This window comes from Chryseobacterium sp. OSA05B, from assembly GCF_019970065.1.
GTDB lineage: Bacteria > Bacteroidota > Bacteroidia > Flavobacteriales > Weeksellaceae > Chryseobacterium.
Genome location: NZ_JAHXYH010000005.1, coordinates 177226 through 199271, shown reverse-complemented (window position 1 = coordinate 199271; position 22046 = coordinate 177226). Strand labels below are relative to the sequence as shown.

The following is a 22046-nucleotide window of genomic DNA, read 5'->3' as shown; positions in this document are numbered from 1 at the left end:
TCATAAAAATTTCGGAAATATGTTAGGACTAGATAATATAGAAAGAGTAAAACCGGGAGGATTAGAATTAAAAGATCGTCTCGTAGCTGTTAACAGAGTAACAAAAGTAACCAAAGGAGGTAGAGCTTTCGGATTTTCTGCTATTGTTGTAGTAGGTAACGAAGACGGAGTAATCGGTCACGGTCTTGGAAAATCTAAAGAAGTAGCTTCTGCAATTGCTAAAGCTGTTGAAGATGCTAAGAAAAACCTAGTGAAAGTTCCTGTAATGAACCACACTATTCCTCACCAGACTACTGCAAGATACGGTGGTGCAGATATCTTCTTAAGACCTGCTTCTCACGGTACAGGACTTATCGCCGGTGGTGCGGTAAGAGCAGTACTTGAGTCTGCTGGTATTCACGATATCCTTTCAAAATCTAAAGGATCTTCTAACCCTCACAACGTAGTGAAAGCTACTTTCAAAGCGTTATTGGATATCAGAAGACCTGAAGAGATCGCTAGAATGAGAGGAGTTTCTCTAAGTAAAGTGTTTAACGGTTAATATTAGAACAATGGCAACAATCAAAGTAAAGCAAGTAAGAAGCGCTATTGGAAGAACAAAAACCCAAAAGAGAACGCTTGAAGCATTAGGATTTAAGAAACTTCACCAAGTTGTAGAACACGAAGCTACGCCTTCTATTTTAGGAATGATAGCTGCAGTTAGTCATTTACTTGAAGTTCAAAAATAATTTTAAAACAAAAATTAAAATGAATTTAAACAACATAAGACCTGCTGCAGGTGCTACTCACAACTCTAAAAGAATTGGTAGAGGGCAAGGTACAGGAAAAGGAGGTACTGCTACGAAAGGACACAAAGGTCAGAAAGCTAGAGCTGGTTATTCTCAGAAAATCGGTTTCGAAGGTGGACAGATGCCTTTACAAAGGAGATTACCTAAATTCGGATTCAAAAACGTAAACAGAAAAGAGTTTAGAGGCGTAAACCTTGACACTATTCAAACTTTAATCGAGAACAAATCCATCACTGGAGAGATCACGAAAGAAGTTTTAGTAGAAAACGGGATCGTTTCTAAAAACGAATTAGTGAAAATTATGGGTAGAGGAGAATTGAAATCTGCGGTTTCAATCTCTGCTGACAAGTTCACTAAATCTGCTGAAGAGCTTATTGCTAAAGCAGGTGGAAAAGCAATTACCTTATAATACTTACTAATGAAAGAATTTATACAAACCCTTAAGAATATTTGGAGCCTAAAGGAATTAAGAGATAAAATTCTCTTTACGTTAGGTATTATCCTTGTGTATAGATTCGCATCTTATATCTCACTTCCTGCAATTAACCTTGCAGAGGTGGGAGATCTCTTAGAGCATTATAAAAATCAAGGCGGTAACAAGCAAGGAGCAGGTCTCCTTGGCTTGCTTTCGTCGTTTACGGGGGGAGCTTTCAGCCACGCTTCCGTAATGGCGTTGGGTATCATGCCTTATATTTCTGCTTCTATTATTGTTCAGTTGATGGGAATGGCTATTCCTTATCTTCAGAAACTTCAGAAGGATGGAGAGTCAGGTAGAAATACATTGAATCAAATTACTAGATGGTTAACGATTGGTGTTTGTCTTGTACAGGCTCCTTCTTATTTAACTTCTATTACTCAATTGTTTTTACCATATGCTCAGTTCTCTTCTGCATACTATGTAGAGCCAAATTCTATCATGTTCTGGTTACCAAGTATTGTAATCTTGGTTGCTGGTTCAGTATTCGCAATGTGGTTAGGTGAGAAAATCACCGACAAAGGTATCGGAAACGGTATTTCCATCCTTATTATGGTGGGGATCCTGTCAAGATTACCGGAAGCATTCGTTCAGGAAATGGCCGTGCAGAACGGAAAAGGAGGAATGGGATCTATTATGATCCTTATTGAAGTAATATTCTGGATGCTGGTAGTTCTTTTAGCAGTCGTATTATCGGTTGCTGTCAGAAAAATTCCAATTCAGTATGTAAGCAGAGCTCAAGCAAGAGGAGGTGTAAACAGAAATCTTATGCAGGGAGCAAGACAGTGGATTCCATTGAAAGTAAATGCTGCTGGTGTAATGCCGATTATCTTTGCTCAGGCATTGATGTTCGTACCAGGATTATTAACTAAATTCGATGAGTCCAATACTTTTCTCGCAGGTTTCAAGAATGTTTTTAGCTGGCAGTACAATGTATTGTTTGCGCTATTAATTATTATATTCTCATTTTTCTATACTGCAATTACAATTCCGGTGAACCAAATGGCTGATGATTTGAAGAGAAATGGAGGTTTAGTACCGAAAGTAAGACCCGGTAAAGAGACAGCTGATTATTTAGATGATATTTTATCTAAAATTACCTTGCCAGGTGCAATATTTTTGTCTATCTTTGCAGTCCTTCCAGCAATAGTGCATGGAAGCTTTGTTCAGACAGATGCGTTCGCCCTATTTTTCGGGGGAACATCACTATTGATTATGGTTGGAGTTATTTTAGATACCGTTCAACAGATTAATACATATCTGCTGAACCATCACTATGATGGCTTAATGCAGTCTAAATTGTCAAGAACGACTGGATATTAATTTATGGCAAAACAAAAACATATTGAACAAGACGGCGTTATCACGGAAGCACTTTCGAACGCTCAGTTCCGTGTAGAGCTGGAGAATGGGCATATACTTATCGCTCATATTTCCGGTAAAATGAGAATGCATTATATTAAACTTTTACCTGGAGACAAGGTAAAACTAGAAATGTCTCCCTATGATTTATCGAAGGGGAGGATCACATTTAGATATTAAAAACAGCTGCCAAATGGAATGTATGTTCCATTTGGCTCTTGTTGAAAAATAAATACTATCAAAATGAAATCGTATGATTCCATTTGGCAGTAAAAAAAATAAATATTTCAAATGAAAGTTAGAGCATCAATTAAAAAAAGAAGCGCTGATTGCAAGATTGTACGCAGAAAAGGTGTACTATTCGTAATCAACAAGAAGAACCCAAAATTTAAACAAAGACAAGGCTAACATTAAATTATGGCGAGAATTGCAGGTATTGATTTACCAAAAAACAAAAGAGGTGTTATCGGTTTAACTTACATCTACGGAGTTGGAAGAAATACTTCTTCTGAAATCCTTAAAGCTGCCGGTATCAGCGAAGACAAGAAAGTCAACGAATGGAATGACGATGAATTGGCTGCAATCAGAACATATATCTCTGAAAACGTAAAAGTAGAAGGAGAATTAAGATCTGAAGTGCAATTGAACATCAAGAGATTGATGGACATAGGATGCCAACGAGGAATACGTCACAGACTAGGACTACCTTTAAGAGGCCAGAGAACGAAAAACAACTCTAGAACCCGTAAAGGAAAGAGAAAAACAGTTGCTAACAAGAAAAAAGCAAGTAAATAATCGTTAGGAATTATGGCAAAACAAAGTAAAGTAGTTAAAAAAAGAAAAGTAAAAGTTGAGGCTATTGGAGAAGCGCATATTCAAGCGTCTTTCAATAACATCATCATTTCTTTAACAAATAAAAGCGGAGAAGTTATCTCTTGGGCTTCTGCCGGTAAAATGGGATTCAGAGGTTCTAAAAAGAACACTCCTTTTGCTGCTCAAATGGCAGCTGAAAATTGCTCTAACGTAGCTCATGAAGCTGGATTAAGAAGAGTAAAGGTGTATGTGAAAGGTCCAGGTGCAGGTAGAGAATCTGCTATCAGAACAATTCACAATTCAGGTATTGAAGTTAGCGAAATTATTGACGTTACTCCTATGCCACACAATGGATGTAGACCACCAAAAAGAAGAAGAGTTTAATTTTTAGAATTTACCCATTATGGCAAGATATATTGGACCTAAAACTAAGATTGCTAGAAAGTTTGGTGCTGCAATCTACGGAGATGACAAAAACTTCGAAAGAAGAAAAAACCAACCGCCAGGACAACACGGTCCTAACAAAAGAAGAGGTGCTAAGAAATCAGAATATGCAATTCAGCTAGCTGAAAAGCAAAAAGCTAAATATACTTACGGTATTTTAGAAAAGCAGTTTGCTAACTTATTTGAAAAAGCACACAGAAGTAAAGGTGTAACAGGTGAAGTTCTATTACAGCTTTGTGAATCAAGATTGGATAACGTAGTATTCAGATTAGGTTTTGCTAAAACAAGATCTGCAGCTAGACAGTTAACTTCTCACAGACACATTACTGTGAATGGGGAGATCCTTAACATTCCTTCTTATTTAGTAAAAGCAGGTGATGTGATCGCTGTAAGAGAGAAATCTAAATCTCTTGAGGTTGTTACTGATTCATTAGCTTCTAAAGCTAATTATGAGTGGTTACAATTCAACGATGAGAAGAAAGAAGGTACTTTCGTTTCTGCTCCTGAAAGAATCCAGATTCCGGAGGACATCAAGGAACAGCTTATCGTCGAACTTTACTCTAAATAATTTTTTAATCAAATTTTTGCTCAACCCAATAATATGGCAATTTTACAATTCATAAAACCCGATAAAGTAATTTTACTTAACTCTGATGAATTTAAAGGTCAATTCGAATTCAGACCATTAGAACCAGGTTTCGGGCTTACAATCGGTAATGCTTTGAGAAGAGTGTTGCTTTCTTCTCTGGAAGGATATGCTATTTCATCTATCAAAATAGAAGGTGTAGAGCACGAATTTTCAACTATTCCAGGAGTAATCGAAGATGTTACCGAAATTATTCTTAACCTTAAGCAGGTAAGATTAAAAGCTTCAGCAGAAGGCCAGGCCAACGAGCAGGTAATTGCTAAAGTATCAGGTCAGACGGTTATTACTGCTGGTGATTTAGGTAAGTCTATCAACGGATTTGAGGTGCTGAACCCGGATCTTTTGATCTGCAACCTAAACAGTGATGTAACTTTCGAAATCACTTTCAATATTGAAAAAGGTAGAGGGTATGTTCCTTCAGAACAAAATAAGTCAAACAATGCTCCTGTAGGAACTATTGCTATTGACTCTATTTTCACACCAATCAAGAAAGTACAATACAGCATTGAAAATTATCGTGTAGAGCAAAAAACAGACTACGAAAAACTTGTATTAGATATAGAAACTGATGGATCTATCAGTCCTCAAAATGCTTTAACAGAAGCTTCTAAGATATTAATTTATCACTTCATGCTATTCTCTGATGAGAGAATCACGCTTGAAACTGAAGCCGTAAAAGCATCTATCCAATATGATGAAGAAACACTTCACACAAGACAATTACTTAAGTCTAAATTAGCAGATATGGATCTTTCTGTAAGAGCCCTAAACTGTCTGAAAGCAGCTGAAGTAGAAACTCTTGGAGAGCTTGTTTCTTACAGTAAGTCTGATTTGATGAAATTCAGAAATTTTGGTAAAAAATCTTTGACAGAACTAGAAGAATTAGTGCATTCAAAAGGTCTTAACTTCGGTTTCGACGTTGCAAAATATAAGTTAGACGCTGATAAATAATTAATAATGAGACACGGTAAAAAATTCAATCACTTAGGAAGAACAGCTTCTCATAGAAGTGCTTTACTTTCTAATATGGCTTGTTCTCTAATTGAGCATAAAAGAATCAACACTACTGTAGCTAAAGCTAAAGCTTTAAGAGTATATGTTGAACCTCTATTAACAAAGGCAAAAGAAGATACTACACACAATAGAAGAATTGTTTTTTCATATCTTCAAAGTAAAGAAGCAGTTACTGAACTTTTCAGATCAGTAGCTCCTAAAATCGCAGAAAGAAACGGTGGATATACAAGAATCATCAAGACTGGATTCAGACAAGGTGATGCTGCTGACATGGCTCTTATCGAGCTAGTTGATTTCAACGAACTTTACAATCCTAATGCTGAGGAGAAAAAAGCTACAAGAAGAAGCAGAAGATCTGCAACTGCAAAAAAAGTTGAAGCTGTAGTGGCTGAAGCTCCAAAAGCAGAAGAGAAAGTTGAAGAGCCTAAGGCTGAAGCAACAGACTCTGCAGAAGAGAAAACTGAAGAATAATATTCATTCAGATATAAATGAAAAGCCATCCGAAATCCGGATGGCTTTTTTATTGGGGTACCCCGAATCATAAAATCCGGCACCCGATTGTTATCCAGGGATAGGGTTAAATCTTCGTTCTCTTGAGTTCAATTATATTATTCCCTTGCTCCAGATGTAAGCTATCACCTTTTACTCTTGCGGTCATATCATCTTTCTCATAGATGGTTTCCCCGTTTTTTGTTTCAGTTTTATGTAGGGTAAAGGTTTTTTTATTGCTGGTAATGGCAACCGTACTTTCCTTAGGATCATTTTTGAAAACCACCTTTACCAGAGTTCCGTCTGTGGCTTTGTATACAAAATCTGTTTTTTCAGTTTTCTGCCCATTCACTTCCATGGTGGAAGAACTTTCGGTTACAGAATCTATTTTCCCGTTGTTATCTGTGACCACAGTAGTAGAACTGTCCATTTTGATCACGCTTTTGTTCCCGCTTTCATTTTTTTTACAGCTCGTTAATAATAATGCCACAGCCGAAGAGGCTATTAAAAGACTTTTTCTCATGATATTTATTTTTTAATGTATCGGTAATGAATTGTTTTCGTATCGTAACAGAAATTTAAGTAAATTTAGTAGAAACAAAAAACAAACCAATAACCCTGAACTCAAGTCTTAAAATTACACAAAAGTGTAATTGATTCCGCCTTGTTTTCTTACGAAATTTGTCTTAAACAAAAAAACAATGAGCATTTCCATCGCCATAGTAGAAGACGAAAAGAACTACAACAATGCGTTGAAGAAAGTCATCAATTACCAGGATGACATGAAGGTGGCCGCCCAGTTCTTTGACGGGAATGATGCCCTGAAAAATCTCCCCGATATTGCTCCGGATGTGGTGATGATGGATATCCAGCTGCAGGATATGCTAGGCATTGAAATCATCGAAAAGCTCAGAAAAGAAATGCCTGAAACGCAGTTCATCATGTGTACCAGTTTTGAAGATGATGAAAAGATTTTCAATTCTTTAAAAGCCGGTGCGATGGGTTATCTCATCAAAGGTGAAAGTATGGATAAAATACTTTCTTCCATTCGGGATGTTTATAATGGTGGTGCACCTATGAGTCTGTCTATTGCCCGAAGAGTTTTGAGTCACTTCGAAAAAAAACTTCCCGAAACTAAAGAGTTTGATGATCTCACAGAGCGTGAAAAGGAAATTCTTGAACTTCTTTCACAGGGACTTTTATACAAAGAAATTGCCGACCAGAAGTTCATCAGCATTGACACCGTAAAAAAACACGTAGGAAACATTTACCGAAAGCTGCATGTAAGCAATAAGGTAGAGGCAATCAATAAATTTAACCATTTTAAAAACTAAGTGACTATGGAAACATTAGAATTAAGAGACCCGGTGTATGGAACCGAGGCTGTTGGTAACAAACTTGAGAATTTAGTGTCTGAAAAGATAGGAATTTTTGTTCCTATGGCTGAAACAGATATGGATCATGATGTGGGTGTCATGTTCAAATATCAGGCAAGGAAAGGGGTTTTGAAGTGCTTTGGCAATGATGAAGCCAGTAAACCTTATTTAGATAGCTATTTTGTAAAAATAGATATATTAAAAACCCTTCACAGTAAATATAAATCTATTGGAAAGGGAATTAAATTTGATTTTGTTTTTATTGACAGACTAGATTATATGAACCTGACAGGTCAAACAGGTATTCCTACCACTGCAGGGAAACTTCTGTATTTTATTGCCACTCCAATAGATAATAGTGACAATCCTGCTAATGAACATTATGTGATTTTTAATCTAGATCATGATTTTGTGCTGGAGAATGACATGATTGATGGCAGTATTTTAGAAAATCTTGTTGGAAATTACAAAGCTGAAAAGGCATTCACGGACATGGCCGCATACAGTCATCCCGTAGTGCCTACATATCATGTATATTATACTTGGGATGATATACATGACATATTTACTGAAACGAATAGTAAGGGGCAGCTTTATGATTCATTAAAATTTATTCCTGGTGAGGTGATAGAGTTCGCTGTTATTGTCCAGCATTTCAAAGACACGGGTTATGATTTTGCCGAAGATGATTATAAGGAGGCTTATCTGAAACATGAAAAGAGGCTTACAATACTCGGTATGTATATGCCTGATGATAAGAAAGAAAAAGAAGGTTATTTCGATATGGGCTCACTATATCCGTAAAATGTTTATTCAGATATTATACATTACAGTACTGTTCATAGATACTGTGAGATCAATGGTTTTAGCTGGGAAGAATGGTCTTTCCAGCCAAAACTATTTTGTGGTTTATCTTCTTCTCACATTGGGGCTGGAGCTTTACGGACATTATAAAATATATAGAGGAGAGTTTGATTTTGCCTACCTCTTCAATTATTACAGTATTTTTTTAATTCTGTTTTTTTATCGCTATTACGCAACGATTTTTTCAGAAAGATTGAAAAGAATATCGTTAGGTATTATGATAGCAATATGTTTATACATAGGCTTATGTACAAAATTTTATGGTGAAAACTATGAAAACAAAATTGGAATACTGGTTTGTTTTTATTTTATAATTACGGCATTGGTGTGGTTTTATCTGAGACTTAAAAATTTTGATGAAAAGAGAATCATTGATGATCCGCATTTCTGGGTTTCTTGTGGGATATTGTTTTGGAGCATTTTTTTTATTTTCCGATCTATACCCATGTTTTTTCTTAAGGATAATGATCCCGATTTCCTTACTATTTTAAAAACAATCCAGTATGGTGTAAATACAGTGATGTATACTCTCTTCTACATAGCTTTAAGAAAATTTGAATACAGCAGCAAAACAAAAACACAAATATGAAACAGTTGCCAGATACAATAAGGCTGACTTATATTATTGCAGTTATTCTGCTCATAACTTTTGTCGTCTTTATTGTTTTAATTGTTGTTTTGTATAATAAAAAACAGGTCTTTTTTATTCAGCAACAAAAGCTCAAAGAAGCAGAATACCAAAACCAGCTCCTCCAGAAAGAGCTCGAAAAGCAAAAGTCCATAGAACAGGAACGCGAACGTATTTCCCACGATATGCATGACGATCTGGGAGCCGGCATTTCAGCGCTGAAATTGCAGGCAGAATTCCTGAAACAGAAGGCCGAAGATGACGATCTGCAAAATGACATTGACGAACTTCTGAAAACTTCCGAGGAAATGAATCTTTCCATGAGGGAAATGCTTTGGAGTCTGAATTCAGGAAATGATACCCTGGGAAGCTTTATAGATTATGCCATTCAATACGCGGATAGCTTCCTGAAAAAAACAAAAATCAAATTATGGTCGGAAAGTGTGGACGTCCTGTCAGAAACTCCAATTTCTACAGAATTGAGGAGGAATATGTTTTTATGCTTAAAAGAAGCCATTAATAACGCCTATAAACACAGTCTCGCGAATACGTTGAAACTGTCTTTCTCACAGGTGAATAATGTCTTTTCCATGAAAATTTCAGATGACGGATCCGGAATTCCTGAAGGGCATCCCGAAGGAAACGGGTTGAGAAATATGAAACGAAGAATGCAGGAGCAAAACGGAGAATACCATATTTTAAAAAATGTACCCGGAACTCAGATACTTTTCAGAGTTACCATTTAGACTTTTATACAGGACCATTTTCGCTTTAATCACCCTTTTGTGTAATTGACATGAGAAATTTTTAAGCTGAACTTTACTGAAATAAAAACTAATTACAATGGATAATCATTTTTTTTCAGTATCAAATACAGGTGAACTGGCAGAGTTTGAAAACAAAACGCTACCATCACCCTTTTCTCAGGTAGAGGGGCTTGATACCAATACTCTGGAAGAAGTTCAGGGATTTAAATTACGTAATGCAGACTGGCTTGAAGCTTTATCAGATGATATTGTGAATATTCCGCACATTGACTCATTCCTGCCGGAAAGCACTTGTGGCAACGATGACAGGGTAATGGTCAACCCTCAGAATGTACCGTACAGATACATATGCAGTTTGATTATTACGGCAAGCAATGGAGGGCAATACATCGGTACCGGTTTTTTTATTAACAAAAGATGTATTATTACGAGTGGCCACTGCGTTTTTATAAAAAATGCCGGAGGCTGGGTTCGTTCAGTTCAGGTTATTCCCGGTCGTGACGGAGGAGATGCACCGTTTGGATCACAGGTGAGTACCAATTTCAGAACCATGGAAGAATTTATCCGGAATGAAAATTCTGATTTTGATCATGGCGCTATTATTCTTCCGGACAATACGCTTTTTAACAGAGTCGGCGGTTATTTTGGCTATTCCGAATTGAAAACTTCTACCATTCTGAATAATTCAGGATATCCAAAAGATAAACCCCGAGGAACCCAATGGTTTAATGCCGGAGCACCAACTAATGTGACCGACTACATGCTTGAATATATGATTGACACAGAAGGAGGGCAAAGTGGAAGCCCTGTTTATGTAAATGCTCCGGTTCGTTCAGTAGTAGGCGTTCATGGCTATGGAGGCTGCCCGAATAAAGCGGTTAGAGTAAGAGATTACTTTTTTCAAAGATGGGCTGAATGGTCAAGACTGTAATGATATTACCCATCTACAAATGGAATTTCGTCTACAATAAGATATAAACTAATACCAATAACCATAAAAACTAATCACCATGTCATTGTATTATATCGTAATCATTATGGCTGCAACAGGTATTTTTGGAGGAATTGTCAATTTTTATTCAGATGCCAATGCACAAAGAGAAGCTGAAAGTACCACCATAATAAAATTACGGCCTATAGGAGTCTGTATCCTTTTTGGATTGGCTGCGACGGTCCTTGTACCCTTGTTTCTGAAATTTGCAGACAGCAAACTATTGCAGGAAATTCATATTCCGGTAAAGGTACCTCCAACAGAGACCAAGCCATCAGGAAAACCCGTTCCTAAGGCCGCAAATTACAGTTTGGTAAAAAATGATTCTATACAAACTACGCCGTCCAATAATAACACAGGAGCTCAACCCGTATCTACGAAGCCTGATGGAGGTAAAAAAACGGAAGAAAAAGAAAAATCCGTTGCCACAGATTATATGATCTGGACTGCTTATTGTCTGCTTGCCGCGTGTGCCGGTATGAGGTTTATAGACCTGCTGATGTCAAAGATTATTACCAAAGAAACGATGAATCAGAAAAATAATGAGATCCAGGAACTGAGTAAGGAAATTAAAGGGAAGGAAAAAGAATTGACTACATCTCTGAATAATTATAAAGTAAGTGAATCTATTCAGCTGAAAGATGCCGTGGAAAGCAAAAGTTTCACTGAGATTGGAACCAGTGCACTGGATCAAAGTGCATTATTAATCTCATGGCTACCACCGATTACTCATTCCAATGATCCGCAGAAAGGAAGATTCGGAGGAAAGAGCAGGGTCAATGGAAAATCGCTTACCGCAGATTATGACCATTCCAATCTTCCAGGTGTCCTGAATCTGATCATAAAGGTCTCTTCCGTAGAAGGGGATTTAAATAGTGATGTTTACTTATTTCTGCATAATTCTTTTGCTAAATCCATCATCCATCTTGAAGGAAATGGGAAGAAAGTAGTAGAATACAAAATTCCTGCTTATGGAGCGTTTACCATAGGAGCAATTACGGATAACGGGAATACCCATTTAGAACTTGATCTTGAGAAACTGGAAAATTTCCCGGAAGATTTTAGAAACAGATAATATAAAAGAAATTAGCTCCAAATTTTTCATACCCATTCTCCAATCAACAAGGTTGGAGAATTTATGATTTATTACCAAATATTAAAGCTCTGTTTTTTTCATCAGGTTAGTTTTTTCATTAAATTTGTGATCAAGTATAATTATTAATAAAAACAGCCTGAAGCATTTGCTGATGGTTTAAAACTAAACAATATGAGTGCAATTTCTTTTATAGAAGCGAGACAAATTTTGGATTCCAGAGGTAATCCTACCATTGAAGTAGATGTATTTACGGAAAGCGGTGCCATGGGACGTGCTGCAGTGCCTTCAGGAGCATCTACGGGTGAACATGAAGCAGTGGAATTACGTGACGGTGGTTCAGATTATATGGGTAAAGGCGTCCTGAAAGCTGTAGAAAATGTAAAAGAAGTCATTGCAGAAAACTTAATTGGACAACCGGTTTTTGAGCAGAACTTTATCGATCAGATCATGATTGATCTTGATGGAACTGCCAACAAAGGAAACCTGGGTGCTAATGCAATTTTAGGAGTTTCTCTGGCTGTAGCAAAAGCGGCTGCTGCTGAATTGAGAATTCCTTTATATAAATATGTAGGAGGTGTGAATGCCAACACCCTTCCTGTTCCTATGATGAATGTTATTAACGGTGGATCTCACTCTGATGCGCCTATCGCATTCCAGGAATTCATGATCATGCCGGTAAAAGCAGAATCTTTCTCTGATTCATTGAGAAAAGGAACTGAAATCTTCCACAACCTGAAATCTATTCTTCATTCAAGAGGTCTTTCTACTGCGGTAGGTGACGAAGGAGGTTTTGCTCCTACGTTCAAAGGAACTGAAGATGCTTTGGATACATTGCTTCAGGCGATCGAAAAAGCGGGTTATAAGCCTGGTGACGATATCATGCTGGCACTGGACTGTGCAGCTTCAGAATTCTACAAAGACGGAATCTACGATTACAGAAAATTCCAGACTCCGGATGCAGCTCAGTTCTCTAGCAGCGAGCAGGTTTCTTACCTTGCTGAATTAGCTGCTAAATATCCTATCATCTCTATCGAAGACGGTATGCAGGAAAACGACTGGGAAGGTTGGAAAATGCTTACAGATAAAATCGGTGACAGAGTACAGCTTGTAGGGGATGATTTATTCGTAACCAACGTTGAAAGACTGTCAAGAGGAGTAAAAGAAGGTATTGCTAACTCTATCCTTGTAAAAGTAAACCAGATCGGTTCTCTTACCGAAACTATGGATGCTGTACAAATGGCTCAGAACAACAAGTTCACTTCAGTAATGTCTCACAGATCGGGAGAAACTGAAGATGCTACCATTGCTGACCTTGCAGTAGCGATGAACTGCGGACAGATCAAAACAGGATCTGCTTCAAGATCAGACAGAATGGCGAAGTACAACCAGCTGTTAAGAATTGAAGAAGCATTGGGTGATACTGCTTATTTCCCTGGATTAGATGCATTCAAAATTAAAAGATAATTGAATTTATAAATAACGGCAAGCGATAATTTTTGTTTGCCGTATTTTGTAATAAGTAGTATATTTAGAAAAAAAAATAAAATAAATGTCAGACAACAAAGTAATATTGAATTACGACGGTAATTCATATGAATATCCAATCGTGGATAGTACTATCGGAGACAGAGGAATTGATATTTCAAAATTAAGAGACCAGACAGGTTTAATCACTCTGGATTTAGGGTACAAAAATACCGGAGCTACTCTTAGCGACATCACTTACTTAGACGGAGATAAAGGAGAATTATTCTACAGAGGTTATCCAATCGAGCAAATTGCTGAAAAATCTAACTTCACAGAAGTAATGTATCTTTTATTACATGGTGAATTACCTACTCAGGACCAATTCGGTACTTTTAACAATAATATTAAAAAATATAATTTTATAGCAGAGGAGATGAAAAAAATCATCGATGCTTTCCCTCGTTCTGCTCATCCTATGGGAGTTTTATCTTCTTTAACTTCCGCTTTGACCGCTTTCAATCCTAAAGCTGTTAACGTAAACTCTAAAGAAGAAATGGACCACGCTGCAGAATTGATGATTGCTAAATTCTCTCACCTTTGTGCATGGACGTACAGAAAAACTCAGGGGCTTCCGCTTAACCACGGAGACAACAGCCTTAACTACGTAGAAAACTTCTACAAAATGGCTTTCAGATTACCAAACGAGGAATTTGAAGTAAACCCTGTCATTGTAGATGCTCTTGATAAATTATTAATCCTTCATGCTGACCACGAGCAAAACTGTTCTACTTCTACAGTAAGAATGGTAGGTTCTGCTCACACAGGTCTTTTCGCTTCTATTTCTGCGGGTGTTTCTGCACTTTGGGGTCCTCTTCACGGAGGAGCGAACCAGGCTGTAATAGAAATGCTTGAACTGATCGAAAAAGATGGTGGAGACGTTAACAAATGGGTAGCAAAAGCTAAAGATAAAAATGACAGCTTCCGTCTAATGGGCTTCGGACACAGAGTATACAAAAACTTTGACCCAAGAGCAAAAATCATTAAGAAAGCAGCTGATGATATCCTTAACGCATTAGGAATCCAGGATAAAGCTCTTGACATTGCAATGCAGTTGGAAAGAGTAGCTCTTGAAGACGAGTACTTCGTAGAAAGAAAACTATATCCAAACGTGGATTTCTATTCAGGTATCATCTACAGAGCGCTAGGAATCCCTACAGAAATGTTCACCGTAATGTTTGCATTAGGAAGACTTCCGGGATGGATTTCTCAGTGGAAAGAAATGAGAATCAAAGGAGATCCTATCGGAAGACCAAGACAGGTTTACCAAGGTGCTCAGAAAAGAGATTACATCGATATTACAAACAGATAATCACTGTTTCTATTATAATTAAAATCCCAAAGCTTGCTTTGGGATTTTTTATTTTACATTGTTGTTTTGAAATTAAATTTCCTGACTGATAAATACTAAAGTTCTTACCCCATAAATCATAATCATTGAAGCTTTGCCAGTTTCGACAAAATAGAATAATCTTTTACCTATAGATAATTCAACTTCACCTAAAGTATACGAATCCGTTTTGCTTTTAAATTCTCCATACCATTTGTTTTTAGCATTGATCAAACTTCCGGATTCTATATTTCCCTTATTGTTTGTTATTAGTTTTCTTGTAGTTAGAATACTATAATTGTCGGAATCAATAATGACAGAACAAATAATAAGTTCTTCTTCAGCAAAATCAATTGGGAAATTTTGAAATAATAATTTAGGTTCGGAATCTGAATCATAAAACTGAGTCCATTTGAAATCATAGGGTTTCATTGTTTTCCGTTTTATTGAAGCTATGCAAATATTGTAAAGGGATTGATCAGACTTTTTCATTGATTTAAGAATAGTCTAAAGTACAAAAATTTAAAGGTGAATCTTTTATCAGATTAAATCAATTCGAACACAATAATTTTATTAAATTTACTTCCATAAGTTAATAACTGTCAATAGGTTTCGGCTAAAGCCGGATGATGAGGTTTTATTGGTAAAACGGACTAAAGTCCGTTCCTATTGAAATCACCCATACAGATTAATAAAAGCGGCTATTGATCATCTTTACAGCAAATAAAAAACAAATACAATGACTTTCGGACAGCAGATGTTATTTTTCTTTAGTGCGGTAGGAGCCTTTAATGGGTTGCTGCTTGGGATCTATCTTCTGTTTGTCAAAAAATTCAAATATCTTCCGGATTTCTTTTTAGGCTTAATTTTACTGACTTTAAGTACCAGAGTAGGTATTTCAGTTGGAATGTACTTTTATCCGGATTTGCCGAGAATTATTCCTCATTTTGGAATGGCAGCATTATTTTTTACAGGACCGGCTTTATATTATTATATCAGATCATCATTTTTACGGGAAGAATTTGATTTAAAACAGTGCAGAACTTCTTTTGGTATTCTGACGTTGATCCTTGGAGCTGTCGGATTGGTGTATTTATTCTTTCCGATGACCTGGGATAGATATTTCGGAACCTTTATTTATACCATTTGGTCAGTATTTGTAGTGTTATCGGTGTACCAGTATTATGTTTTTTCAAAACAGACGACTCAAAACCCCAATAAGTTTATCCTTCCGGTGATGATCAGCAATGTGATTATCTTCCTGTCCTATCAGCTAATTTCTACGGGTTGGCTTCAGATCTACTGTGCTAGTGGAAGTCTGCTGTTCTCCTTTGTGCTGTATGCTAATTTTTTAATTATATTCAGTAAAAAGAGTGATCAGGAGTATGTAAAGGAAGTTCCAAAATATACTAATAAAAAGATTTCAGAAGAGCTTGCAGATAGTTTTGTTTCAAAACTTGAACGACTGATGAATTCTGAAGAATTATACAAAAATCCAAATCTGAAATTAAGTGATCTGGCCACCAAAATGAATATGTCTGCCCATCAACTTTCCCAGCTGCTGAATGATAATCTTTGTAAAAGCTTTTCAACCTACATCAATGAATACAGGATCAGCGAAGCTTGTGACAAAATAGAAAACGGTTCCTTTCTGAAGATTGAAGAGATTGGTTATGAGGTTGGATTTAATTCCAAGTCTACCTTCTTTTCCACATTCAAAAAAATTAAAAATACAACACCACTTTTGTACAAACAGTCTCAAATGCCTTCTGAGGGCAGGTTCCAGAGTTCAGAATTATAATTTCGTACTGCGGAATTTAAACTTCAAAACCTTATTTTTCCTTCATCCCACTACTTTTGGTTTCATAAAATTTAAAATTTATGAATATCAGATTATGGCTTTTCCTGCCGCTCTTATTTATTTTCTGTTTTGGAAAAGGTCAGGAAACAATCAAAGGAAAAGTTTTGGATTCAGAGACGAAAGCACCGGTTTTTCAGGCTGAAATTTCTCTACTTAATACATCAGACCGGCGCATCATTCAAAAAGTTTTCACAGATTCTTTAGGGGTTTTCCAGCTCAACACCACGGTTGATAGCTCTTACATTGTTATTCAGAAAAACGAATACCGGACTAAAGAATTGGATAAGACCGGAGACCTGGCTCTGATTGAGTTGAAACCTGCCACCGAAAATATTTCTGAAGTAGTAATCCGTTCAGCAGCGAGAAATATCAAGCTCAGTGATGGAAATATCGTCATGAGCGTTTCCGGAAATAAAGACTTTAAAACATCCGCCAATCTTCTTGAAGTTTTAAGGAAAACTCCCGGTGTTTCCATAGATCAGGAAGGTGGGATTTTTATCGGTGGAAGAATTACACCCGCGATATTTATTGATGGGAAACCTATTGCCATGAGCAGTCAGGAATTGCAGTCCTATTTACGTTCGTTGCCTCCTGAAATGGTAGAATCTCTTGAAGTGAATACGAATCCGTCTTCAAAATATGATGCGGAATTTAAAGGCATCATAGATATCAGACTGAAAAGAAACGGAAATCTCGGCTGGAAAGGAAATTACAATGGAAATACCTATGCAAATAAGTTCAGCTACAGGGAAAACTCTTTAAATCTTTCCTACAACACGGAAAAAACAGCTTACAGTCTGCTGGTCAGCTACAATAACGGAATTTCCACCTACCGTTATAATGCGCTACAAAAGCTTGCCAATACCAATGTGATGCGAACCAATACGTATCAGGAAGATGAAGGAACGGTGTACGCTATCCAGACCGGAGCAGATTTCAGGATGAATGATAAAAACAGGATGGGTATCAGCTTAAGAGGGAATTTCAGACAGAGTGACCGGATCCGCTTTGGATCGCTTTATACGACTAACAAGGATGAATCACAGCTGATCTTTAATACCCAAAGCGAAAATCCGACAGCGTATTCCCAGGAAAATTATGGAATCACCGCTGATTATGCATTTCAGAACAAAGGTTTTAAACTCAACTTTTTAGGAAATTATCTTTCCGTTAAAAATAAACAGAATGATGATTTTATAAATAGAGATCAACCGACCTCCCAGCTTTTATCCTACTGGAAATCTGATCTGCTGAATAAGATTAATATTCAGTCGATACAAATTGATGCTTCCCAAAAGATAGGTAATGCAGATCTTGAAGCGGGAATGAAATACAGCCGTTCAGATACGGATAATAATATCCGATATGATACACTGTCCGTAAACAACCGTTTTGTTTTTGATCCGGAACGTAGCAATATGTTTTCATATAAAGAGAAAATTTGGGCCGGTTATGTATCTTACAGGCAGAAATTCGGAAAACTTCAGATAAATGCGGGACTGCGGTTTGAGAATACACAGAGTATTTCAGATGCTGTTACCAGAGATTCCATCGTATCGAGAAATTATCTGGAATGGCTGCCGTCTTTCAGTACATCCTACGCATTTAATAAATCCAATGAACTGTCTTTATCCTACAGCAGAAAGATGACAAGGCCTGTTTTTTCACAGCTCAATCCATTCCGGGTTTATTTCAGTCCGCTGAATTACTGGATCGGGAATCCTTATCTGCAGCCTTCTTTCACCAGCCAGATCAAACTTACGTACCGTTATAAGAATTGGGTTGCCAGTTTTACAGCAGGAAAAGAAAAAGATGCGATGACACGTTACCCGATCTACAATCCAAAAACCAATGTTCTCGAATATTTGGGCACGAATCTTCCGTACAGAAAATTTGCCTCCATTGAAACCAGCTTTCCATTGAAACTGACGAAGTGGTGGAATATGACCAGCCAGATCGCAGGATACTATAATGATGAATTCAGGCCATATCTCGATGAGGTTTTTGCCTTAAAAGTATATAATTATGAACTCAGGATCAATCAGGTTTTTTCTTTGCCAAAGGGATATACCGTTAATCTCTTTGCCAATTATGAATCCAAAACCGGAAATAGCCTCTACATTATAAAACCAAGATATACGGTGGATCTGTCCCTGCAGAAATCATGGTTTGACAATACGCTTAATACAAAAATCAGCTATAACAACATTTTTGATTCGTACGATCAGAGTCTGGAGTTCAGGCATAAGCAGATCATGGACAACCGCTTAAACCATTGGTGGGACAGCAGTCGTCTTATTGTTTCTGTGGGGTACAGCTTTGGAAGTTCGAAGTATCAGGCTAAGGAGCTCCAGAAGACTGAAGAAGAGAACAGGGCCAGATAAAAAGAAAACCTGCTTGTGATAAGCAGGTTTATTGTTTTTTGATTAAGGGCAAACGCAGTTTCCGCAAGTCCAGATCGTACATTTTCCATTGTCGTCCCATTCACAGCAGTATCTTGGTCTGTTGATGCCGCCTCCTACGATTGATTTCTGTTGCTCTCTTCCTAATTTTTGTGCGTTTTTCAGCACTGGATTTTTCTTGTTCATGATTTTGATTTTTTGATGTTAATAATTAAGTTTTTAAAATGATAATTCCATCGGAATTATATCACTAATATAGGAATTTATTTTATAGAATCTATACTTTTTTATTTCTTATGTAGATGGATAATAGAAGGTTGTAGATAAATAGTAGGCGTTTTTTGAAATATTAAAATAACAAACCCTGCTTGTAAAAACAGAGTTTATTATTTTGTTTGGATGCCGACCGGCTTGCTTAAAAGGTTTGGAGAGTGATCTGATAAAGAACATGTGTACCTGAATGAATTGCTTTTAGGCGTATTCTGGCTTGTGGTATTGTTACATCTATTTCATTACCACTATTGGCACCTATTATCTGTCCAACATTGAAGGTATAGGTCCTGGAAATTGGTAATCCATCTTGATAAGCAGTCCAAATCACCTTTAAATGAAACAGTTCAAATGTCTGAGCTGTATTCGGACTGGGAGCCGGAGCGATAAGATAAGTAACAGTTGTTCCATTAATAACATATTTGCTCTCGAGAACAGGGGTTGTCTGCGTAGAACTGTTAGGAGGAGAAATAATGTGTTTATGACGATCATAGTCCGCTTCTACTTTTATTACTTCAGGTGGAGGAGCGTTAAAGCCTGACTGTGCAACGTATTTAACACTAAACGAATTCTGTGCAAATAAACTGGTTACTGATACCACTGTTAATAAAACAGTTAATAAAAAGGTAAGATTTTTCTTCATAATAATAAGATCTAAAATTAATACGGCTAATGTAGTGGTCACCAGCAAGTAAAACCAGTCCAACTAAGTAAGTGCGTACACTTGAGCTATAAGCGCGTACACTAAAATTATATGTGAGTATGATGTGGTGGTATTTTCTGTATATATTGTTTTATGCGGATAAAATAACTGTAAATAAAACCATCCTTAGAGTAACCTGAATATTGGATAAAATTATAAGGATAAAGCAATTCAAAAGTTTCCCAGATACAGACCTTTACTTATATTTGTAGTATTGCATAAATCTTTATGAGACTAAACATTAAAAACGAAACGGGCAGGCTGAAATCAGTAGTTCTAGGTCAGCCTAATTCAATGGGAGCTGTTCCCACACTAGAGGAGAGTTATGACGCCAAATCATATTACTCCATCGAACACAATATGTATCCTAAGGAGGTGGATATCATCAACGAAATGAATGCTTTCGAAGCAGTACTTAAAAAATATGATGTAGAAGTACTTCGCCCAAGCATTATCAAAGATTATAACCAGGTTTTTTCAAGAGACGTAGCTTTCGTGATTGACGATAAAATGATCATTTCAAACGTGATCGCAGACAGAGCCGATGAGCAGGATGCCTATAAAAAAGTTTTTGAAAAAGTAGCCTGGAGAAAGATCATCAATCTTCCGGAAACTGCACACATCGAAGGCGGGGACGTTATTGTATGGGACGATTTTCTTTTTATCGGAACATGCTTCAGCGAAGATTACAGAAACTATAAAACAGCGAGAACGAACGAATATGCTATTGAAATTTTAAAAGAATATTTTCCGAAGAAAAGAATCATCGATCTTGAATTAAAGAAAAACGATAAAATTCCGTTCGAAGGAATTCTGCATCTGGACTGTACCTTCAATCCGGTAGGAAAAGATAAATGTCTTATTTATAAAAACGGATTTGTAGATGAAAGTGATTACCGCCTGATCATCGATATTTTCGGGGAAGAAAACTGTTTCCATCTCAATGATGAGGAAATGTTTGAAATGTTCCCGAATATATTCTCCATTTCTCCGGACGTTGTGGTATCAGACAAAACATTCACCAGAATGAACAACCACCTGAGAAACGAGTGGGGAATGACCGTGGAAGAAATTCCTTACCGGGAAATCTCTAAAATGGGAGGATTGTTGAGATGTTCTACAATGCCGCTGGTAAGAGAGTAGATTGATGTGAAGATTAGACGATTTGCTGATGGGGTAATTACCAAATCTTTTAATCTTTCAATCTTTTAATTTTTAAATCTAAAATAATGCAAACAACAGATACAGTTTTAATGATAGAGCCGATTGCATTCGGCTACAACGCTGAAACGGCGAAAAATAATTATTTTCAGGTAGAACAGAAAGGTTCTGATATTCAATCCAAAGCTTTGGAGGAATTCAACACTTTTGTTGGAAAGCTGAGAAACAAAGGAGTGAATGTCATCACTATAAGAGATACATTGGATCCTCATACACCGGATTCTATTTTCCCAAACAATTGGGTAAGTTTCCATAAAGACGGTAAAGTCGTTTTATACCCGATGTTCGCTTCCAACAGGAGAGTGGAAAGAAGAGAAGATATTCTTGAAACCATCAAAGAGCAGGGATTTGAATTGACCGAAATTGATGACTGGTCTTTACCGGAAACTCAGGGGCACTTTCTTGAAGGAACAGGAAGTATGATCTTCGATCATGATAATAAGATCGCTTACGGTTCGGTTTCTTTAAGACTTGACGAAAAATTGTTCAGAGAATTCTGTAAGAAATATGGCTTTACACCGATTGTTTTCCATTCTTACCAAACTGTAGGAACAGAAAGACTTCCTATTTATCACACCAACGTTATGATGTGTGTGGCTGACCAGTTTGTCGTGATCTGTTTAGACTGTATCGATGATGAACTGGAAAGAGAAAAGGTAATTGAAACCATCAAAAACTCAGGAAAAGAAATCATTGAAATTTCAGAAGAGCAAATGCAGCAGTTTGCTGGAAATATGCTTCAGGTTCAGAACAAAGAAGGACAGAAGTTTCTGGTGATGAGCCAGACCGCTTACCAGTCTTTGACCTCTGAGCAGGTAGCTGCTATTGAAAAATACTGTGAGATCATTTACTCAGATCTGAATACGATTGAAGTGAATGGTGGAGGAAGCGCAAGATGTATGCTTGCTGAGGTTTTCCTTCCGAAAAAATAAGAATTGAATAAAATTCTATTTGAACATATTTCCGGCCCTATGACAGGGCC

General features: G+C 37.0%; 27 protein-coding genes. 23 read left to right on the top strand and 4 right to left on the bottom strand.

Features of this window, described 5'->3' with window-relative positions:
- The first annotated feature begins 19 nt into the window (after positions 1 to 19).
- From rpsE to rplQ, 11 genes are all read left to right on the top strand, one after another.
- Positions 20 to 541: a 30S ribosomal protein S5 gene (gene rpsE, locus LC419_RS19025; protein WP_034703137.1), complete on the top strand. Its 522-nt coding sequence runs from the start codon at positions 20 to 22 to the stop codon at positions 539 to 541.
- A gap of 10 nt (positions 542 to 551) precedes the next feature.
- Positions 552 to 728 carry a 50S ribosomal protein L30 gene (gene rpmD / locus LC419_RS19020; RefSeq protein ID WP_007839493.1) on the top strand — a complete coding sequence of 59 codons (177 nt, stop codon included), beginning with the start codon at positions 552 to 554 and terminating at the stop codon, positions 726 to 728.
- A 19-nt stretch (positions 729 to 747) separates the two neighbouring features.
- Complete coding sequence (rplO, locus tag LC419_RS19015; protein ID WP_034726154.1) at positions 748 to 1197, top strand: 50S ribosomal protein L15; 450 nt, start codon at positions 748 to 750, stop codon at positions 1195 to 1197.
- Positions 1198 to 1206: 9 nt separating this feature from the next.
- On the top strand, positions 1207 to 2586 hold the full coding sequence (gene secY, locus LC419_RS19010; RefSeq protein ID WP_034725974.1) for a preprotein translocase subunit SecY: 1380 nt from the start codon (positions 1207 to 1209) through the stop codon (positions 2584 to 2586).
- A 3-nt stretch (positions 2587 to 2589) separates the two neighbouring features.
- On the top strand, positions 2590 to 2805 hold the full coding sequence (infA, locus tag LC419_RS19005) for a translation initiation factor IF-1 (protein ID WP_027381317.1): 216 nt from the start codon (positions 2590 to 2592) through the stop codon (positions 2803 to 2805).
- Positions 2806 to 2916: 111 nt separating this feature from the next.
- A complete protein-coding gene (rpmJ, locus tag LC419_RS19000) occupies positions 2917 to 3033 on the top strand; it encodes a 50S ribosomal protein L36 (RefSeq protein ID WP_007839480.1) in 117 nt (38 codons plus the stop codon).
- Positions 3034 to 3042: 9 nt separating this feature from the next.
- Positions 3043 to 3420, top strand: a complete 378-nt coding sequence (gene rpsM / locus LC419_RS18995) for a 30S ribosomal protein S13 (RefSeq protein WP_034738759.1) — start codon at positions 3043 to 3045, stop codon at positions 3418 to 3420.
- A gap of 12 nt (positions 3421 to 3432) precedes the next feature.
- Positions 3433 to 3822, top strand: a complete 390-nt coding sequence (rpsK, locus tag LC419_RS18990) for a 30S ribosomal protein S11 (RefSeq protein ID WP_034702879.1) — start codon at positions 3433 to 3435, stop codon at positions 3820 to 3822.
- A 19-nt stretch (positions 3823 to 3841) separates the two neighbouring features.
- Entirely contained in the window at positions 3842 to 4450 is a 609-nt protein-coding gene (rpsD, locus tag LC419_RS18985) for a 30S ribosomal protein S4 (RefSeq protein ID WP_111957101.1), read from the top strand.
- A gap of 33 nt (positions 4451 to 4483) precedes the next feature.
- Positions 4484 to 5479, top strand: coding sequence for a DNA-directed RNA polymerase subunit alpha (locus LC419_RS18980; RefSeq protein WP_034725969.1), 996 nt, complete (start codon positions 4484 to 4486; stop codon positions 5477 to 5479).
- A gap of 6 nt (positions 5480 to 5485) precedes the next feature.
- Positions 5486 to 6013 carry a 50S ribosomal protein L17 gene (gene rplQ / locus LC419_RS18975; RefSeq protein WP_223608834.1) on the top strand — a complete coding sequence of 176 codons (528 nt, stop codon included), beginning with the start codon at positions 5486 to 5488 and terminating at the stop codon, positions 6011 to 6013.
- A gap of 106 nt (positions 6014 to 6119) precedes the next feature.
- Here rplQ and LC419_RS18970 read toward each other — a convergent pair whose 3' ends face one another.
- Positions 6120 to 6554, bottom strand: coding sequence for a hypothetical protein (locus LC419_RS18970; RefSeq protein WP_223608833.1), 435 nt, complete (start codon positions 6552 to 6554; stop codon positions 6120 to 6122).
- Positions 6555 to 6732: 178 nt separating this feature from the next.
- Between LC419_RS18970 and LC419_RS18965 the strand changes: the two genes are divergently transcribed.
- The 8 genes from LC419_RS18965 to LC419_RS18930 all read left to right on the top strand — a co-directional run bounded on the left by LC419_RS18965 (position 6733) and on the right by LC419_RS18930 (position 14589).
- A complete protein-coding gene (locus LC419_RS18965; RefSeq protein ID WP_223608832.1) occupies positions 6733 to 7365 on the top strand; it encodes a response regulator transcription factor in 633 nt (210 codons plus the stop codon).
- 6 nt (positions 7366 to 7371) lie between these two features.
- Positions 7372 to 8211, top strand: coding sequence for a hypothetical protein (locus LC419_RS18960; protein WP_223608831.1), 840 nt, complete (start codon positions 7372 to 7374; stop codon positions 8209 to 8211).
- Positions 8159 to 8860 carry a hypothetical protein gene (locus tag LC419_RS18955; protein WP_223608830.1) on the top strand — a complete coding sequence of 234 codons (702 nt, stop codon included), beginning with the start codon at positions 8159 to 8161 and terminating at the stop codon, positions 8858 to 8860. The genes LC419_RS18960 and LC419_RS18955 overlap by 53 nt, the downstream gene beginning before the upstream one ends.
- A complete protein-coding gene (locus LC419_RS18950; RefSeq protein ID WP_223608829.1) occupies positions 8857 to 9645 on the top strand; it encodes a sensor histidine kinase in 789 nt (262 codons plus the stop codon). Before LC419_RS18955 ends, LC419_RS18950 begins: the two co-directional genes overlap by 4 nt.
- Positions 9646 to 9742: 97 nt before the next feature.
- On the top strand, positions 9743 to 10597 hold the full coding sequence (locus tag LC419_RS18945; RefSeq protein WP_223608828.1) for a serine protease: 855 nt from the start codon (positions 9743 to 9745) through the stop codon (positions 10595 to 10597).
- Positions 10598 to 10676: 79 nt separating this feature from the next.
- Positions 10677 to 11732, top strand: a complete 1056-nt coding sequence (locus LC419_RS18940; protein WP_223608827.1) for a YEATS-associated helix-containing protein — start codon at positions 10677 to 10679, stop codon at positions 11730 to 11732.
- Positions 11733 to 11924: 192 nt separating this feature from the next.
- Positions 11925 to 13217, top strand: a complete 1293-nt coding sequence (gene eno / locus LC419_RS18935; protein WP_223608826.1) for a phosphopyruvate hydratase — start codon at positions 11925 to 11927, stop codon at positions 13215 to 13217.
- 85 nt (positions 13218 to 13302) lie between these two features.
- The gene (locus LC419_RS18930) at positions 13303 to 14589 is read left to right on the top strand and encodes a citrate synthase (RefSeq protein WP_223608825.1); all 1287 of its coding nucleotides are present in this window, start codon (positions 13303 to 13305) and stop codon (positions 14587 to 14589) included.
- Positions 14590 to 14661: 72 nt separating this feature from the next.
- Here LC419_RS18930 and LC419_RS18925 read toward each other — a convergent pair whose 3' ends face one another.
- Positions 14662 to 15039: a hypothetical protein gene (locus tag LC419_RS18925; protein WP_223608824.1), complete on the bottom strand. Its 378-nt coding sequence runs from the start codon at positions 15037 to 15039 to the stop codon at positions 14662 to 14664.
- Positions 15040 to 15346: 307 nt separating this feature from the next.
- Here LC419_RS18925 and LC419_RS18920 point away from each other — a divergent pair, with 307 nt between their 5' ends.
- Entirely contained in the window at positions 15347 to 16408 is a 1062-nt protein-coding gene (locus tag LC419_RS18920; RefSeq protein WP_223608823.1) for an AraC family transcriptional regulator, read from the top strand.
- An 80-nt stretch (positions 16409 to 16488) separates the two neighbouring features.
- A complete protein-coding gene (locus LC419_RS18915) occupies positions 16489 to 18852 on the top strand; it encodes a TonB-dependent receptor (RefSeq protein ID WP_223608822.1) in 2364 nt (787 codons plus the stop codon).
- Positions 18853 to 18894: 42 nt separating this feature from the next.
- Here LC419_RS18915 and LC419_RS18910 read toward each other — a convergent pair whose 3' ends face one another.
- Both LC419_RS18910 and LC419_RS18905 read right to left on the bottom strand, forming a co-directional pair.
- Positions 18895 to 19056 (bottom strand): hypothetical protein, encoded by a 162-nt coding sequence (locus LC419_RS18910; protein ID WP_223608821.1) that lies wholly within the window; start codon positions 19054 to 19056, stop codon positions 18895 to 18897.
- A 229-nt stretch (positions 19057 to 19285) separates the two neighbouring features.
- Positions 19286 to 19783: a hypothetical protein gene (locus tag LC419_RS18905; RefSeq protein WP_223608820.1), complete on the bottom strand. Its 498-nt coding sequence runs from the start codon at positions 19781 to 19783 to the stop codon at positions 19286 to 19288.
- A gap of 288 nt (positions 19784 to 20071) precedes the next feature.
- On the opposite strand from LC419_RS18905, the gene LC419_RS18900 reads away from it, so the two are divergent.
- Complete coding sequence (locus tag LC419_RS18900; RefSeq protein WP_223608819.1) at positions 20072 to 20986, top strand: dimethylarginine dimethylaminohydrolase family protein; 915 nt, start codon at positions 20072 to 20074, stop codon at positions 20984 to 20986.
- An 86-nt stretch (positions 20987 to 21072) separates the two neighbouring features.
- Complete coding sequence (gene ctlX / locus LC419_RS18895) at positions 21073 to 21996, top strand: citrulline utilization hydrolase CtlX (RefSeq protein WP_223608818.1); 924 nt, start codon at positions 21073 to 21075, stop codon at positions 21994 to 21996.
- Positions 21997 to 22046: the final 50 nt, after the last annotated feature.

Bases quoted from the DNA above. Each gene is read 5' to 3' on its own strand.
- LC419_RS18920 (WP_223608823.1), top strand. From the start codon at position 15,347: ATGACTTTCGGACAGCAGATGTTATTTTTCTTTAGTGCGGTAGGAGCC.
- rpsM (WP_034738759.1), top strand. From the start codon at position 3,043: ATGGCGAGAATTGCAGGTATTGATTTACCAAAAAACAAAAGAGGTGTT.
- ctlX (WP_223608818.1), top strand. From the start codon at position 21,073: ATGCAAACAACAGATACAGTTTTAATGATAGAGCCGATTGCATTCGGC.
- LC419_RS18970 (WP_223608833.1), bottom strand. From the start codon at position 6,554: ATGAGAAAAAGTCTTTTAATAGCCTCTTCGGCTGTGGCATTATTATTA.
- LC419_RS18910 (WP_223608821.1), bottom strand. From the start codon at position 19,056: ATGAACAAGAAAAATCCAGTGCTGAAAAACGCACAAAAATTAGGAAGA.
- rpmJ (WP_007839480.1), top strand. From the start codon at position 2,917: ATGAAAGTTAGAGCATCAATTAAAAAAAGAAGCGCTGATTGCAAGATT.
- LC419_RS18905 (WP_223608820.1), bottom strand. From the start codon at position 19,783: ATGAAGAAAAATCTTACCTTTTTATTAACTGTTTTATTAACAGTGGTA.
- rpsD (WP_111957101.1), top strand. From the start codon at position 3,842: ATGGCAAGATATATTGGACCTAAAACTAAGATTGCTAGAAAGTTTGGT.
- rplQ (WP_223608834.1), top strand. From the start codon at position 5,486: ATGAGACACGGTAAAAAATTCAATCACTTAGGAAGAACAGCTTCTCAT.
- LC419_RS18950 (WP_223608829.1), top strand. From the start codon at position 8,857: ATGAAACAGTTGCCAGATACAATAAGGCTGACTTATATTATTGCAGTT.
- LC419_RS18980 (WP_034725969.1), top strand. From the start codon at position 4,484: ATGGCAATTTTACAATTCATAAAACCCGATAAAGTAATTTTACTTAAC.
- rpsE (WP_034703137.1), top strand. From the start codon at position 20: ATGTTAGGACTAGATAATATAGAAAGAGTAAAACCGGGAGGATTAGAA.
- LC419_RS18930 (WP_223608825.1), top strand. From the start codon at position 13,303: ATGTCAGACAACAAAGTAATATTGAATTACGACGGTAATTCATATGAA.
- LC419_RS18960 (WP_223608831.1), top strand. From the start codon at position 7,372: ATGGAAACATTAGAATTAAGAGACCCGGTGTATGGAACCGAGGCTGTT.
- infA (WP_027381317.1), top strand. From the start codon at position 2,590: ATGGCAAAACAAAAACATATTGAACAAGACGGCGTTATCACGGAAGCA.
- eno (WP_223608826.1), top strand. From the start codon at position 11,925: ATGAGTGCAATTTCTTTTATAGAAGCGAGACAAATTTTGGATTCCAGA.
- LC419_RS18925 (WP_223608824.1), bottom strand. From the start codon at position 15,039: ATGAAACCCTATGATTTCAAATGGACTCAGTTTTATGATTCAGATTCC.
- rpmD (WP_007839493.1), top strand. From the start codon at position 552: ATGGCAACAATCAAAGTAAAGCAAGTAAGAAGCGCTATTGGAAGAACA.
- rpsK (WP_034702879.1), top strand. From the start codon at position 3,433: ATGGCAAAACAAAGTAAAGTAGTTAAAAAAAGAAAAGTAAAAGTTGAG.
- LC419_RS18940 (WP_223608827.1), top strand. From the start codon at position 10,677: ATGTCATTGTATTATATCGTAATCATTATGGCTGCAACAGGTATTTTT.
- secY (WP_034725974.1), top strand. From the start codon at position 1,207: ATGAAAGAATTTATACAAACCCTTAAGAATATTTGGAGCCTAAAGGAA.
- LC419_RS18945 (WP_223608828.1), top strand. From the start codon at position 9,743: ATGGATAATCATTTTTTTTCAGTATCAAATACAGGTGAACTGGCAGAG.
- LC419_RS18915 (WP_223608822.1), top strand. From the start codon at position 16,489: ATGAATATCAGATTATGGCTTTTCCTGCCGCTCTTATTTATTTTCTGT.
- LC419_RS18955 (WP_223608830.1), top strand. From the start codon at position 8,159: ATGATAAGAAAGAAAAAGAAGGTTATTTCGATATGGGCTCACTATATC.
- LC419_RS18900 (WP_223608819.1), top strand. From the start codon at position 20,072: ATGAGACTAAACATTAAAAACGAAACGGGCAGGCTGAAATCAGTAGTT.
- rplO (WP_034726154.1), top strand. From the start codon at position 748: ATGAATTTAAACAACATAAGACCTGCTGCAGGTGCTACTCACAACTCT.
- LC419_RS18965 (WP_223608832.1), top strand. From the start codon at position 6,733: ATGAGCATTTCCATCGCCATAGTAGAAGACGAAAAGAACTACAACAAT.